The following is a 12,408-nucleotide window of genomic DNA, read 5'->3' as shown; positions in this document are numbered from 1 at the left end:
TCGGGCCTCAGCGCGGACACGGTCGGCGGAGCTCTCCCCGCAGCGGACCGATCAGTTCCCCTCTCGCGTCCTCGTCCACGGCGACGGTGTCCGCGCCCAGCCACGTCGCGGTCGTCGCCAGCTCGGCCGCCAGCTCCCCGACGACGACGGAGCGCGTCGGCCACCTCGTTGCCGCGGCGGCGTCGGGACCCGGCTCCTCGGCGAAGGCGGAGCGGACCAGGAGGACGCCGCGGTCCCGGTCGTACTTGAGGTCGACCCGGGCGACGAGGGACTCGCCGAGCAGGAACGGCAGCACGTAGTAGCCGTGGGTGCGCCGGGAGGCCGGGGTGTAGATCCCGATGCGGTAGTGCATCCCGAACAGCTCCAGGAGCCGACGACGCTCGAAGACGAGCGGATCGAAGGGGGCCAGCAGGGCACGGGCGCCCGTGCGGCGCGGCACGCCGGCGTCGGCGTGCAGCCACGCCGGGCGGTCCCAGCCGGCGACCGTGACGGGCAGCAGCTCGCCGCTGTCGACGAGCTCGTCGACAGCGCGGCGGGTGACGCGCTGCCCGAGGCGGAAGTAGTCGGCGAAGCACCGGACGGTCCCGATGCCGTGGGCGCGGGCGGAGATGCGGACGAGCTCGCGGACGGCGTCGTCCGGGTCCGGCGGCGGCTGCCCACGGACGTGCGGGGGCAGGACGCGCTCGGCGAGGTCGTAGACCCGCTCGAACTGTGCGTTGCGGCGCGCGGCGCCGAGCTGCCCGGCGTCGAAGAGGATCTCCAGGGCGGTCCTGGCGGCGCTCCACCGCCAGCCCCAGCCCTCCTCGGCGCGCTGCGCGTGGCGGGCGTCGACGAACGCCTCGACCTCCCGGGCCGTGAGCGGGCCGCGTTCGGCGACGACGGCACGGACGAGCTCGAGCACGCCCGGGTGGCGCGCCTCCAGCGCGTCGGGGTCCATGCCGGCCCAGCGCCGGCGGGTCCAGGCGACGAGCGGGGAGGTGGCGACGGGCAGGTAGCAGGCCTCGTGCGCCCAGGCCTCGACGAGGCGGCGCGGCGCCCGGCCCGCCGCCCGATCGAGCAGGGCGGTGTCGTAGGGCCCGAGCCGGGCGAGCAGCGGCAGCAGGTGCGCCCGGGCGAGGACGTTGACCGAGTCGATCTGCAGCAGCCCGATGCGCTCCACGGTGCTCGTGACGTGCCGCATCGTCACCACCGGGGGCCGGGCGCGGTCCAGCCCCTGGGCGGCGATCGCGACGCGGCGCGCCTGGGCCGTGCTGATCGTGCGGGTCACCCGGACGACGATACCGAGACCGGCGTGCGGAGTCGACGGCATGAGCGGCCGCAGTCGTGCGCGCGGCCGGCGCGGCGGCTCAAGCGCCGCCGGCGGCGCCGCTGTGCCACGCCGCGCCCCCGCACACCCGCAGCCGGGGCATGGCGGTCCGGGCACCAGCGGTCCGGCAGGGCAGCAGCCGGCGGGGGGTCAGTCGAGCAGGCTCTCCAGGTGCGGCGTGCGCTCGTGGGCGCCCGGCAGCGGCTCGCGGCCCCGGCCCAGGAGGAACCACAGCGGGACCACGAGCAGCGCGAGCACCAGGCCCACCCACATCCACGAGGCGGTCAGCGTGTACTCCGCCCCCGTCAGCACGAGGGCGACGGCCATGAGCGCGGCGCCCAGCACGCCGAGCGCCCGCGCCCCGGCGGTGCGCCCGAGCTTCGCCACCGCGGCGCAAGCCAGGCCGTAGTAGAGGGCCACGAGCACCGAGATGATGCCGATCGAGTCGTCGAAGAGCGGCCCGGAGAACGCCATCCAGGCGGCGGCGACGGCGGCGGTGGTCCACGTGGCGAAGGACAGGGACCGGAAGCGGCGCGGCAGGTGCCCGCCGCGGGCCATGGACATCAGGCCGCGGGAGGTGGGGATCATCGTGGTGCCGATGGACGCCCCCGCCGAGACCGCCACGAGCGCGGCCAGCAGCGGGGAGGCCACCGAGGACCCCGGGGCGTAGGCCCAGCCGATGGCGGCGTAGGCGGCCGCCACCACGCCCAGCGCGACCCACGCCGAGACCCGCGGGGCCCGCTGCGTGGTGGACTCCTCGGTGAGCGAGAACGTGGAGTCCCACCCCCAGTACAGGAACAGGGCCAGCAGCAGGGCGGCCGCCACGTCCCCGGCCGAGACCCCGGTGCCGGTGGCGAGCTCCGCGGCGCCGTAGAAGCCGGTCCACTCCCCGTCCTCGGCGCCCGTGCCGGGCGGGAGGGCCGGTGCGGTGCGCACCGCCCACACCAGCACGCCCACCCCGATCAGCTGCAGGACGGCCAGGACCCACTGCACGGCGGCCGAGACCCTGATCCCCGTGGCGGACACCGCCGCGAAGGCCGCCATGAGCAGGGCGGCCACGGCGGTGGTGGTCCAGGGCCCGGCGCCGATCCCGAGGGAGAACAGGGCGGAGTCGGCCGTGACCCAGGCGAGGGAGGCGAGCACGAGGGTCGCCGAGAGCCACAGCCCCCACCCGCCCAGGAACCCGGCGAACGCGCCGTAGGCCTCCCGGGCCCACCGGTAGACGGTGCCCTGGTCCTCGTAGAGGGCGTCCAGGCGGGCGAAGCAGACCGAGACGACCACCATGGGGAGCACGGCGCCGACCAGCACCACGGGGGTCCAGGCGCCGACCAGGGCGTGGATGAGGCCCACCGTGACCACGGCCGAGTACAGCGGGGCGATCGAGGTGGACCCGATGACCGCGGAGGTCGTGGTGGAGATCGACCGGGGGAGCAGGTGGGCGGTCACAGCAGACCCTTCTTGTCGATGACGTTGGGCACGAACCGGCAGTAGTAGTCGGTCAATGGGCCGTCCGACTCGCGGATGCCGATGCCGGCCGCGCCCGCCTCGCCCACCACCCACGAGCCGATGACCGGGTGGTTGGGGGCGCCGTCGGAGCCCGGGAAGTTCCGGATGGGCGTGTAGGCCTGCCACACGTCCAGCGGGGACGGGTGGGGGTGCTCGGCGCGGATCCGCACGTCGCGGGCGTGCATCTCGATGCCGTCCCCCTCGCGGCCGAACACGGGCTTGCGCACCCACTCCCGCAGCTCGCCGGGCCCGTCCGGGTGGGCGGCCAGCAGGTTCTCGTGCCCGGGGAAGCACCGCCACAGGGCCACGAGCAGGAGCTTGTTGGACTGGAACATCTTCCACGCCGGCTCGTACCAGTGGTGCATCCGGGTGGGGTCGTCGAGCACGAACGCCCCGGGGCCGTCGTCGACCATGTGCTCCCACGGGTGCAGGGCGAAGATCTCCTCGATCGGGCCGACCACCACGGGGTCGTCCACGTCCCCGGTCGCGTGCACCCAGCCGCCGGACCGGGTGTCGTAGCGGACGTCCTCGACGGGCAGCAGGACGGCCCGGTAGCCGGCCTCGACCGCGGTGTTCGCGATGACGGCGGCGTTGGCCGCGTCCTCCCCGGACTCCTCCTCCCGGGTGTAGGCCACGTGCAGGGTCTTCGTGGCCGAGTACGGCAGCCGCTGCCGCCACCGGTCCACGAGCATGGGCCACAGCCCGTTGAGCTGGTCGAACTCCGGGTGGTCCTCGCCCAGGCCCGGGAACAGCGCCTCCATGCGGCTCCACTGGCAGATCGCCCCCTCGACCAGGCCGGTGGGGGTGTCGCCGTTGAGCTCGAGCATCTTCGGCGGGCCGGTCCCGTCCCAGGCCAGGTCGAAGCGGCCGTAGATCGAGGGCTCCCGCAGCCGCAGGGAGTGCTGGGCCAGCTCGAAGGCCGCGTCCGAGAGCCCGAGGGTGCCCAGGGCGCCGGTGGCCAGGTACCGGGCTGCCTCGGCGCACATCCGGTGCAGCTCGTCGGTGACGGACTCCAGCTCGTCCACCTCGTCGGGGGAGAAGACGTAGGCGGCCGTCTCGTTCCAGTACGAGAAGGACCGGCCGTCGGGCCGCTCGGTGCGGGCGTAGGTGAGCCCCTCGGCGCGGACGGTGCGCTCCCAGCCGGGGCGCGGCGCCAGGCCGTCGATGCGCCGCATCAGGAGCCCCAGCCGCTCTTCGACCCGCCGAAGCCGCGCGAGACGCCGCTCTTGCCCACGGCGGCCCCGTCACGGGGCAGACCGCGGGCCACGGTGGCCGAGCCCGGCGGCCGGCCGGTGCTCCAGCCCGCCGCGGACGACACCGGTGAGCCCACGGCGGGGACGGCCGTGGCCCGGGCGGAGCTCATGAGCACCCACATCGGAAAGAAGCCGCCCACCCGCGGCCCGCGGTCGTCGTCGCACTCGTCGTCGTCGACCCGCACGGGCTCGGCGCCGCCCTCCCCGTCCGGGTCCTCGACGCAGATCTGGGCGTAGTCCGAGTCCACCTCCTGCACGTCCTGGGCCTCCTGCCCGCAGCCGGTCAGGGCGATCGTCAGGGCGCCGATCGAGGCGGCGGCCATGGTCCGTGAGGAGGGGCGGGGCGGCATGCGGGGCCTTCCGGGACGAGGACGGGACGGGGCGGTCGAGGGCTGCGGTGGCGCCGGGCCGGGCGCGGGGCCGGCCCGGCACGGTCCGCACGGCGGCGCCGGCGCACCGGGCCCGCCCGTGCGGGGTCCTCCGAGCGTACGACGTCCCGGCCCCGTCCGGGCGCCCCGCCCCGGCCCGTGTCCCGGACCCCGGGCGCCGCCGGCGCCCGGCCGCCGGAGGTGCGGGCGCAACCAGGCGCAACATCGGCCCTCCCGCCGTCGCCGCGCAGTAGGCTTCGGGCACCTCCGGGGCCGGAGCCCGCCGACCGGACCCGCCCCCGCGCCGAGCACCCAGGGGAGCCCATGAGCCGTGATCCCGCCGCCGCCCGCACCGCCCTCCTCGACGCCGGGGCCTGGTTCGCCGATCTCGTCGGGGAGATCCGCCCGCACCACTGGACCCGGCCGGGCCTGGGCGCCTGGGACGTCCGGGCGCTCGTGGGGCACACCCACCGCGCGCTCGTCACGCTCGGCACCTATCTCACCGTCCCCGCCGACGACGAGACCTGCACCGGCACGGCCCAGTACTACGCGCTCTCCGCCGCGGCCACGGACCCCGCCGAGGTCGAGTCCCGGGGCGTCGCCGCCGGCCGCGAGCTCGGCCGGCACCCGGCCGCCACCGTCCGGGCCTCGCTGGAGCGGGCCCGGGACGCCCTGGCGCAGGTGCCCGTCGACGAGGACCCGCTGATCCGCACCCTGGTGGGCGGCACCCGGCTGCGCGCCTACGTGCCCACCCGCACGTTCGAGCTGGCGGTCCACGGCCTGGACGTCGCCCAGGCCTGCGGGCTGGACCGGAGACCCCCCGAGCACGTCCTGGCCGACGCCGGACGGACGGCGCTGGAGCTCGCCGCCCACGGTGGGCACCTGCCCGGGGTCCTGCTGGCGCTCACGGGCCGGCGGCCGCTGCCCCCGGGCTTCTCGGTCCTGGGCTGAACCGGCCCGGGCGCCGGTCAGAGCACCGTGAGCGCGGCCGACGCCCAGACCAGCGCGACGAGCACGCCGATCAGGGCCCCGACGACCGTCTGCGCCGGGGTGTGGTCCCCGGTGCGCACCCGCGAGACGGCCACCGCGACCGGCACCGGCGCCGCGGCCAGCGCCGCCCACGGGGCGCTGAGGACGCCGAGCCCCACGGCCCAGCACGCGGCCATCGCCACGTGGGCGGAGACCTTCCACCACAGGGTCACGACCAGCAGCACCAGCAGGCCCAGCAGCACGAACGCCGTGGTCACCGGCACCACCGGAGGGGCGCCCAGCGCGAGCTCGGCGACCACCACGAGCGCCGTGAGCACCCCCGTGGCGGCGTAGACCGGCAGCCGCTGGGCCCGGGCGCGCACGAAGTGCCCGTCCACCCGCCCGCGCCGGGCCAGCACCCGCAGCACGAGCATCGGCAGCGACGCCACGACCACCGCCGTCCCCAGACCCCACAGGGCCCCGGACCACCCGGCCCCCGACCAGCCGGCGAGCACCAGCAGGGACAGCACCAGCGGGGCGGGCGCGAACACCTCGGCCACCAGGGTGCTCGGTCGGGGCGTGCTGCGCGCGGTGGTCATGGGACGAGGCTAGCGGGGCCCCGGGTGCGCCCGGTCCTGTGGTGGACTGGGGCCCATGCGCATCGTTCTGCAGAGAGTGTCCCGGGCCGCCGTGACCGTCGGAGGAGAGGTCGTGGGGGCCGTCGAGGAGCCGGGGCTGCTGGCCCTGGTGGGCGTGACCCACGACGACGACGCCGCGACGGCCGCGAAGCTCGCCGAGAAGACCTGGACGCTGCGGCTGCTGGAGGGCGAGCGGTCCTGCGCCGACCTCGGCGCCCCGGTGCTCGCCGTCAGCCAGTTCACCCTCTACGGCGACGCCCGCCGGGGCCGGCGCCCCTCGTGGTCGGCCGCCGCCCCCGGCCCCGTCTCGGAGCCCGTGTTCGAGGCGTACGTCGCCGCGCTGCGGGAGCTCGGCGCGCGCGTACCGACCGGCCGCTTCGGGGCGGCGATGCAGGTGGAGCTCGTCAACGACGGCCCGTTCACCCTGGTCCTGGACAGCGCCGAGCTGGAACGGCCCCGGCGGGGCTGAGACCGGGGCCGGCGCGGGCCGTCAGATCGCCGTGCGGGGAGCGGCCTCCTCGGAGCCCGTCTCCTCGCGGGCCTTCCGCTCCCGGGCGCGGTCGAGGGCCGCGATGACGGGCCCCGCGGTGACCCCGTGCAGCAGGACCGAGCCGACGACCACCAGCCCCACGATGCGCCACAGGGCCTGGTCCTCGGCGGCGAACTCGCCCTCGGACAGGGCGTAGGCGAGGTAGTAGATCGAGCCGATGCCGCGCACGCCGAAGAAGGCGAGCACGCCGCGCTCCCACGGTCCCGTCCGGCCGCCGAGCAGACTGATCCAGCCGGCGAGGGGGCGCACCAGCAGCAGGAAGGCCGCCGCGACGAGCACCTCCCGCCAGCTGAGCCCGGCGAGCAGCCCCCGGGCCACGGCGCCGCCCAGGAGCACGAGCACCACCACGGTGAGCAGCCGCTCGAGCTGCTCGATGTAGCTGTGCAGCACGCCGTGGGCGCCGTGCACCCGCTCGCCCGCCCGGATGGTCACCGCGCACACGAACACGGCGACGAAGCCGTAGCCCTCGACCATCTCGGTCACACCGTAGGTGAGGAAGGTGGCGGCCAGGGCCACGAACCCTTCGGTCTGCGCAGTCGTGCGGACGCTGTCGAGCGGGGAGCGGAAGAAGAGCCGCCGCAGGAGCAGGCCCACCAGGACCCCGGCGAGACAGCCGACCGCGATCCGCCAGGCCACGTCCACGCTCAGGAAGTGCGGCAGCCACGCGCCGGGAGCGGTGCCCACGATGCTCAGGGCGATGGCGAGGTAGACGAACGGGAAGGCCAGGCCGTCGTTGAGCCCCGCCTCCGAGGTGAGCCCGAAACGGACCTCGTCCTCGCCCTCGAGGTCCTCCTGCGACTCGGAGGGCTCCCCGACCTGCACCTCGGAGGCCAGGACCGGGTCGGTGGGGGCCAGCGCCGCGGCCACGAGCACGGCCCCGGCCGCGCTCAGCCCCAGCACCGACCACCCGAGCAGGGCCGCCCCGAGCAGGCTCAGGGGCATGGCGATCCCCAGCAGCCGCCAGGTCGTGGCCCAGCGCCGGAAGCCCAGCGGGCGGTCCAGGGCCAGCCCGGCGCCCATCAGCGAGACGATCACGCAGATCTCGCTCAGGTGCAGGGTGACGGCGCTGTGGGCCACCGGGTCCGGGTCGGGCAGGGTGTCGGCCACGGCGAAGACCACCGCCCCGGCGGCCAGGAACACCATGGGCATCGACACGGGGGCCCGCACGAGCAGGCGGGGCAGCAGGGCGGCCGCGAACACGGCGAGCCCGGCGGCGGCGAAGAGCAGACTCGGGGCCTCGAACACCGGTACCTCATTCCTGGAAGGGCCGGGCGGGATCCCCGGTGGACCCCGCGCCGCAGCGGCCGTGGCCGTCGCCGGGCGGAGCGCGCCCGCCGACGGCACCGACGTGATCAGCGTGCTGATCGTACGCCCATCCTCCCCGCTTCCGACAGGCCGCGACGGGCGCAGCCGCTAGCCTGAGGGGGTGACCGGCTCCCTCTTCGACGACCTCGACGCCCCCGACCCCGGTCCCCTCACCGACGGGGACGGGGCGGACCGCACCGCCCGCCCCGCCGGCCGTGCGCGGCGCTCCCGCTCCCGGGCGCCGCTGGCGGTGCGGATGCGCCCGCGCCGCCTCGACGAGATCGTGGGCCAGCAGCACCTGCTCAAGCCCGGCTCCCCGCTGCAGGTGCTGGCGGGGGAGGACCGCGGCCCGGCGGGACCGTCGTCGATCATCCTGTGGGGCCCCCCGGGCACGGGCAAGACCACCCTGGCCCACGTGATCGCCCGGGGCGTGTCCCGGAAGTTCGTGGAGCTCTCCGCGATCACCGCCGGCGTCAAGGACGTGCGGAAGGTGATGGACGAGGCGCTCACGGACCGGGACCTGCACGGGCGCACCACGGTGCTGTTCCTCGACGAGATCCACCGCTTCACCAAGGCCCAGCAGGACGCGCTGCTGCCCGGGGTGGAGAACCAGTGGGTGGTGCTGGTCGCGGCCACCACGGAGAACCCGTCCTTCTCGGTGATCTCGCCGCTGCTCTCGCGCTCGCTGCTGCTCACGCTGCAGCCGCTGGAGCGCGCCGACATCGGGGCGCTGCTGGACCGGGCCGTCGCCGACCCCCGGGGGCTGAACGGCGAGGTGGAGCTCTCCGCGGAGGCCCGCGAGCACCTCCTGGACCTGTGCGGCGGGGACGCCCGCAAGGCCCTGACCTCTCTCGAGGCCGCCGCCGGGGTCGCGTTCTCGGAGCAGCCGGACGGCCACGACGCGGTCGCGGGCGCGGACGGGGACGAGGGCATCGACGGGGACGACGGCGGGGACGACGGCGGGGACCATGCGCGGCCGGTGCCGCTGATCACCCGGGAGCACGCCGAGGAGGCTCTCGACCGGGCGGCGGTGCGCTACGACAAGAACGGCGACCAGCACTACGACGTGGTCAGCGCGTTCATCAAGTCGATCCGCGGCTCCGACGTCGACGCCGCGATGCACTACCTGGCCCGGATGATCGAGGCGGGGGAGGACCCGCGGTTCATCGCCCGCCGGCTCATCATCTCCGCCTCCGAGGACATCGGCACCGCCGACCCGACCGCCCTGCAGACCGCGGTGGCGGCGGCCGACGCCGTGCAGCTCATCGGCATGCCCGAGGGGCGGATCCCGCTGGCCCAGGCCGTGGCGCACCTGGCGACCGCCCCGAAGTCCAACGCCGCCTACACCGCGATCAACGAGGCGATCGCCGACGTCCGCGCCGGCCGGGCCGGACCCGTCCCGCTCCACCTGCGCGACGCCCACTACCCCGGCGCGGGCCAGCTCGGCCACGGCCGGGGCTACGTCTACTCCCACGACGAGCCCAACGGCGTGGCCGCCCAGCAGTACCCTCCCGACGAACTCGTGGGCACCGACTACTACCGGCCCACCGAGCACGGCCGCGAGCGCGAGATCGCCCACCGCCTGGAGATCCTGCGGGGCATCGTCCGGGGCCGGTGACCGCCGGGCTCAGCGGCCGAACAGGTGGCGCACCACCGACGCGGCCGTGCGCTCGTCGATGAGCAGGTCCGTGACCACGCCCGCCCGCAGGGCGCCCACCACGCCCGGCACCTTGTGGTCCCCCGCCACCACGCACAGCCGTCGCGGGATCCGCCGCAGCTCCATCGGCGTGGGCCCGCTCGCCCGCCGGTTGTAGTCGATGTCGGCGTAGGTCCCGTCCTCCCGCAGGAAGACCGTGCACACGTCGCCGACCACCCGGTGCGCGGACAGCTCCCGGAGCGCGTCCTCCGGCAGGTAGCCGCTGGTGTACACCTGGGAGATCATCGGACCGCGGAAGGCCCCCACGCTGAACACCGCCAGGTCCGCCGCGTTGCGCACCGCCAGCACCCGCCGCACCGAGGACTCCTGCCACATCAGCCGCCGCGTCTCCTCCTGGTCGAAGAACGCGGGGGTGGGGAAGGGCAGCAGCGCGGCCCCGAAGGCCGCCGACATCTGCCCGAGCAGCGCCGAGGACTGTGCCGCCCCCGTGGAGCGGGCACTGACCGCGCCGTTCATCTGCACGACCACAGCGTCCCGCGTGGCCTTCGGCTGCAGGTGGCCCCCGATCGCCGAGGTCGTGATCCCCCAGGCGACCGCCAGCGTCATCCCGTCCCCGAACCAGTCGCCCAGCAGCCCCGCCGCGGCCCGGGCCACGGACTCCAGCCGCTGGGGCTCCGTGGCCGTGCGCGGGGTGCCCGCCACATGCACCGTCACCCCGAAGGCCTCCCGCAGCCGGTGGGACAGGTCGTGTCCCGCGTGCGGGGGAGCCGCGAGGCTGATCCGCACGATGCCCCGCTCCCTGGCGGCCTGCAGCATCCGCGAGACCGTGGGGCGGGAGACCCCGAAGCGGTCCGCCACCGCCTCCATCGTCATGCCCTGCACGTAGTACAGCTCCGCCGCGTGGTGGAGCTCGGCATCACCGTGCATGTGACCCACCCTTCCCTGCACGTCCGTTCATTTGCTTTGAGCATAGGTGCAACCCAGGACAGAGTGTGATGCAGAGCACCTTCCCGTCCGCAACCACCCGCCCCGAGGAGTTCCCCACCATGGCCCACCCCACCCTCTCCAGCGCCGAACGGGACCGCGCACTCGCCGAGTTCTCCGACGGCCCCGAGCTCGACGTCCTCGTGGTCGGCGGCGGCATCACCGGCGCCGGCATCGCCCTGGACGCCGTGACCCGCGGACTGCGCACCGGCATCGTCGAGGCCCAGGACTGGGCCGGCGGCACCTCGCAGTGGTCCTCCAAGCTCGTCCACGGCGGCCTGCGCTACCTCCAGCAGCTCGACTTCAAGCTCGTCTCCGAGGCGCTGCGCGAGCGCGAGCTGCTCCTGGACTTCCTCGCCCCCCATCTCGTCAAGCCCGTGCCCTTCCTCTACCCGCTGACCCACCGCTTCTGGGAGCGGCCCTACGTCACCGCCGGCATCGGTCTCTACGACGCCCTGGCCCACATCGGCGCCAAGGTCGCGACCCTGCCCTACCAGCGGCACTACAGCTTCAAGGGCGTCCAGCGGGTCTTCCCCGACATCAAGCCCGGCTCCATGGTCGGCGCCGTCAAGTACTGGGACGGCCAGGTCGACGACGCCCGCCTCGTCGTCACCATCGTGCGCACCGCCGTGCGCTACGGCGCGCTCGCGGCCAACCGCACGCGGGCCGTGTCCTTCCCCACGGACGAGACCGGCCGGGTGGTCGGCGCCACCGTGCGCGACCTCGAGACGGGGGCGGAGCACACGGTGCGGGCGAAGACCGTCATTGCCGCCACCGGGGTCTGGACCGAGCAGACCCAGGACCTGGCCCACGCCGAGGGCGGGCTGAAGGTGCTCGCCTCCAAGGGCATCCACATCATCGTGCCCCGCGAGCGGATCCGCGGCGAGAGCGGGCTGATCCTGCAGACCGAGAAGTCCGTGCTCTTCATCATCCCGTGGGCGCGGTACTGGATCATCGGCACCACCGACACCCCCTACCACCAGGACCTCGTCAACCCGGTGGCCACCGCGGAGGACATCGACTACGTCATCGACCACGCCAACGTGGTCCTCGACCGGCCGCTCACCCGCGAGGACGTGATCGGCACGTACGCCGGGCTGCGGCCGCTGCTGCAGCCCGGGACGAAGAAGGGCGGCGGGGACGCGCAGTCCACGAAGATCTCCCGCGAGCACACCGTGACCGAGGTCGCCCCCGGGCTGATCACGATCGCCGGGGGCAAGCTCACCACCTACCGGGTGATGGCCGAGGACGCCGTGGACCTCGCCCTGGGGGAGGAGCGGGCCAAGGCCGTGCCCTCGGTCACCGACCGCACTCCGCTGCTGGGCGCGGAGGGCTATCTCGCGCTCCGCCACCAGGCCGGCAGCCTCGGCGCCCGGCACGACTGGAACGAGGAGCGGGTGCAGCACCTGCTCGGCCGCTACGGGTCGGCGATCACCGAGATCGCCGAGCTCGTGGAGGACCGCCCCGACCTGGGCCGCCCCCTGGAGGGGGCCCCGGCCTACCTGCGGGCGGAGATCGTGCACGCCTGCACCCACGAGGGCGCGCTGCACCTCGAGGACATCTTCGACACGCGCACCCGGCTCACGTGGGAGCAGGCCCGCCACGGCCTCGACGCGGTCGAGGAGATCGCGGACCTCGCGGCCGAGGCCCTCGGCTGGGACGACCGGCGGCGGGGGGCCGAGGTCGAGGCCTACCGGCTCCGCTGCGCGGCGGAGGACGAGGCCGCGAGAACCCCGGACGACACCGCCGCCGCCGCCGCACGGGCAGCGGCCCCCGACGTCCTGGAGCTCGTGCGCCCCTCCGAGGCCTGAGCGCCCACCCGTCCCACCGAGCCCCGTCCCCCGACCCCACCCCCCACCGGCCGTCCCCGAC

At 75.3% G+C, this 12,408-nt stretch carries 11 protein-coding genes; 4 read left to right on the top strand and 7 right to left on the bottom strand.

The annotated features are described in order from the left end of the window. Positions 1–7: 7 nt before the first annotated feature. The 4 genes from RF644_RS06930 to RF644_RS06915 all read right to left on the bottom strand — a co-directional run bounded on the left by RF644_RS06930 (position 8) and on the right by RF644_RS06915 (position 4,415). On the bottom strand, positions 8–1,309 hold the full coding sequence (locus tag RF644_RS06930) for a winged helix-turn-helix domain-containing protein (protein WP_368795963.1): 1,302 nt from the start codon (positions 1,307–1,309) through the stop codon (positions 8–10). Between the two features lie 147 nt (positions 1,310–1,456). Further along, positions 1,457–2,752: an amino acid permease gene (locus tag RF644_RS06925; protein ID WP_368795962.1), complete on the bottom strand. Its 1,296-nt coding sequence runs from the start codon at positions 2,750–2,752 to the stop codon at positions 1,457–1,459. Continuing rightward, a complete protein-coding gene (locus RF644_RS06920; protein WP_368795961.1) occupies positions 2,749–3,987 on the bottom strand; it encodes a glutathionylspermidine synthase family protein in 1,239 nt (412 codons plus the stop codon). Before RF644_RS06920 ends, RF644_RS06925 begins: the two co-directional genes overlap by 4 nt. After that, positions 3,987–4,415, bottom strand: coding sequence for a hypothetical protein (locus RF644_RS06915; RefSeq protein ID WP_126346302.1), 429 nt, complete (start codon positions 4,413–4,415; stop codon positions 3,987–3,989). The genes RF644_RS06920 and RF644_RS06915 overlap by 1 nt, the downstream gene beginning before the upstream one ends. A 342-nt stretch (positions 4,416–4,757) precedes the next feature. Here RF644_RS06915 and RF644_RS06910 point away from each other — a divergent pair, with 342 nt between their 5' ends. Continuing rightward, positions 4,758–5,384 carry a maleylpyruvate isomerase N-terminal domain-containing protein gene (locus RF644_RS06910; protein ID WP_368795960.1) on the top strand — a complete coding sequence of 209 codons (627 nt, stop codon included), beginning with the start codon at positions 4,758–4,760 and terminating at the stop codon, positions 5,382–5,384. 17 nt (positions 5,385–5,401) lie between these two features. Here RF644_RS06910 and RF644_RS06905 read toward each other — a convergent pair whose 3' ends face one another. After that, positions 5,402–6,001 (bottom strand): hypothetical protein, encoded by a 600-nt coding sequence (locus RF644_RS06905; RefSeq protein ID WP_368795959.1) that lies wholly within the window; start codon positions 5,999–6,001, stop codon positions 5,402–5,404. Positions 6,002–6,056: 55 nt separating this feature from the next. On the opposite strand from RF644_RS06905, the gene dtd reads away from it, so the two are divergent. Beyond that, positions 6,057–6,509, top strand: coding sequence for a D-aminoacyl-tRNA deacylase (gene dtd, locus RF644_RS06900; protein ID WP_368795958.1), 453 nt, complete (start codon positions 6,057–6,059; stop codon positions 6,507–6,509). A gap of 21 nt (positions 6,510–6,530) precedes the next feature. Here the strand turns inward: dtd and RF644_RS06895 are convergent, their stop codons facing one another. Beyond that, complete coding sequence (locus RF644_RS06895) at positions 6,531–7,835, bottom strand: cation:proton antiporter (RefSeq protein ID WP_368795957.1); 1,305 nt, start codon at positions 7,833–7,835, stop codon at positions 6,531–6,533. A gap of 181 nt (positions 7,836–8,016) precedes the next feature. Here RF644_RS06895 and RF644_RS06890 point away from each other — a divergent pair, with 181 nt between their 5' ends. Next, entirely contained in the window at positions 8,017–9,513 is a 1,497-nt protein-coding gene (locus RF644_RS06890; protein ID WP_368795956.1) for a replication-associated recombination protein A, read from the top strand. Positions 9,514–9,522: 9 nt separating this feature from the next. Here RF644_RS06890 and RF644_RS06885 read toward each other — a convergent pair whose 3' ends face one another. Next, the gene (locus tag RF644_RS06885) at positions 9,523–10,479 is read right to left on the bottom strand and encodes a sugar-binding transcriptional regulator (RefSeq protein ID WP_368795955.1); all 957 of its coding nucleotides are present in this window, start codon (positions 10,477–10,479) and stop codon (positions 9,523–9,525) included. Positions 10,480–10,547: 68 nt separating this feature from the next. Here RF644_RS06885 and RF644_RS06880 point away from each other — a divergent pair, with 68 nt between their 5' ends. After that, a complete protein-coding gene (locus RF644_RS06880) occupies positions 10,548–12,347 on the top strand; it encodes a glycerol-3-phosphate dehydrogenase/oxidase (RefSeq protein ID WP_126350173.1) in 1,800 nt (599 codons plus the stop codon). The last annotated feature ends 61 nt before the right edge of the window (positions 12,348–12,408 follow it).

This window comes from Kocuria sp. CPCC 205258, assembly GCF_040981005.1.
GTDB classification, from domain to species: domain Bacteria; phylum Actinomycetota; class Actinomycetes; order Actinomycetales; family Micrococcaceae; genus Kocuria; species Kocuria rosea.
Note: the sequence above shows the minus strand (reverse complement) of the source record. Positions and strands in the feature narration are given on the sequence as shown.

Bases quoted from the DNA above. Each gene is read 5' to 3' on its own strand.
- RF644_RS06930 (WP_368795963.1), bottom strand. From the start codon at position 1,309: ATGCCGTCGACTCCGCACGCCGGTCTCGGTATCGTCGTCCGGGTGACC.
- RF644_RS06920 (WP_368795961.1), bottom strand. From the start codon at position 3,987: ATGCGGCGCATCGACGGCCTGGCGCCGCGCCCCGGCTGGGAGCGCACC.
- RF644_RS06915 (WP_126346302.1), bottom strand. From the start codon at position 4,415: ATGCCGCCCCGCCCCTCCTCACGGACCATGGCCGCCGCCTCGATCGGC.
- RF644_RS06910 (WP_368795960.1), top strand. From the start codon at position 4,758: ATGAGCCGTGATCCCGCCGCCGCCCGCACCGCCCTCCTCGACGCCGGG.
- RF644_RS06905 (WP_368795959.1), bottom strand. From the start codon at position 6,001: ATGACCACCGCGCGCAGCACGCCCCGACCGAGCACCCTGGTGGCCGAG.
- dtd (WP_368795958.1), top strand. From the start codon at position 6,057: ATGCGCATCGTTCTGCAGAGAGTGTCCCGGGCCGCCGTGACCGTCGGA.
- RF644_RS06885 (WP_368795955.1), bottom strand. From the start codon at position 10,479: ATGCACGGTGATGCCGAGCTCCACCACGCGGCGGAGCTGTACTACGTG.
- RF644_RS06880 (WP_126350173.1), top strand. From the start codon at position 10,548: ATGCAGAGCACCTTCCCGTCCGCAACCACCCGCCCCGAGGAGTTCCCC.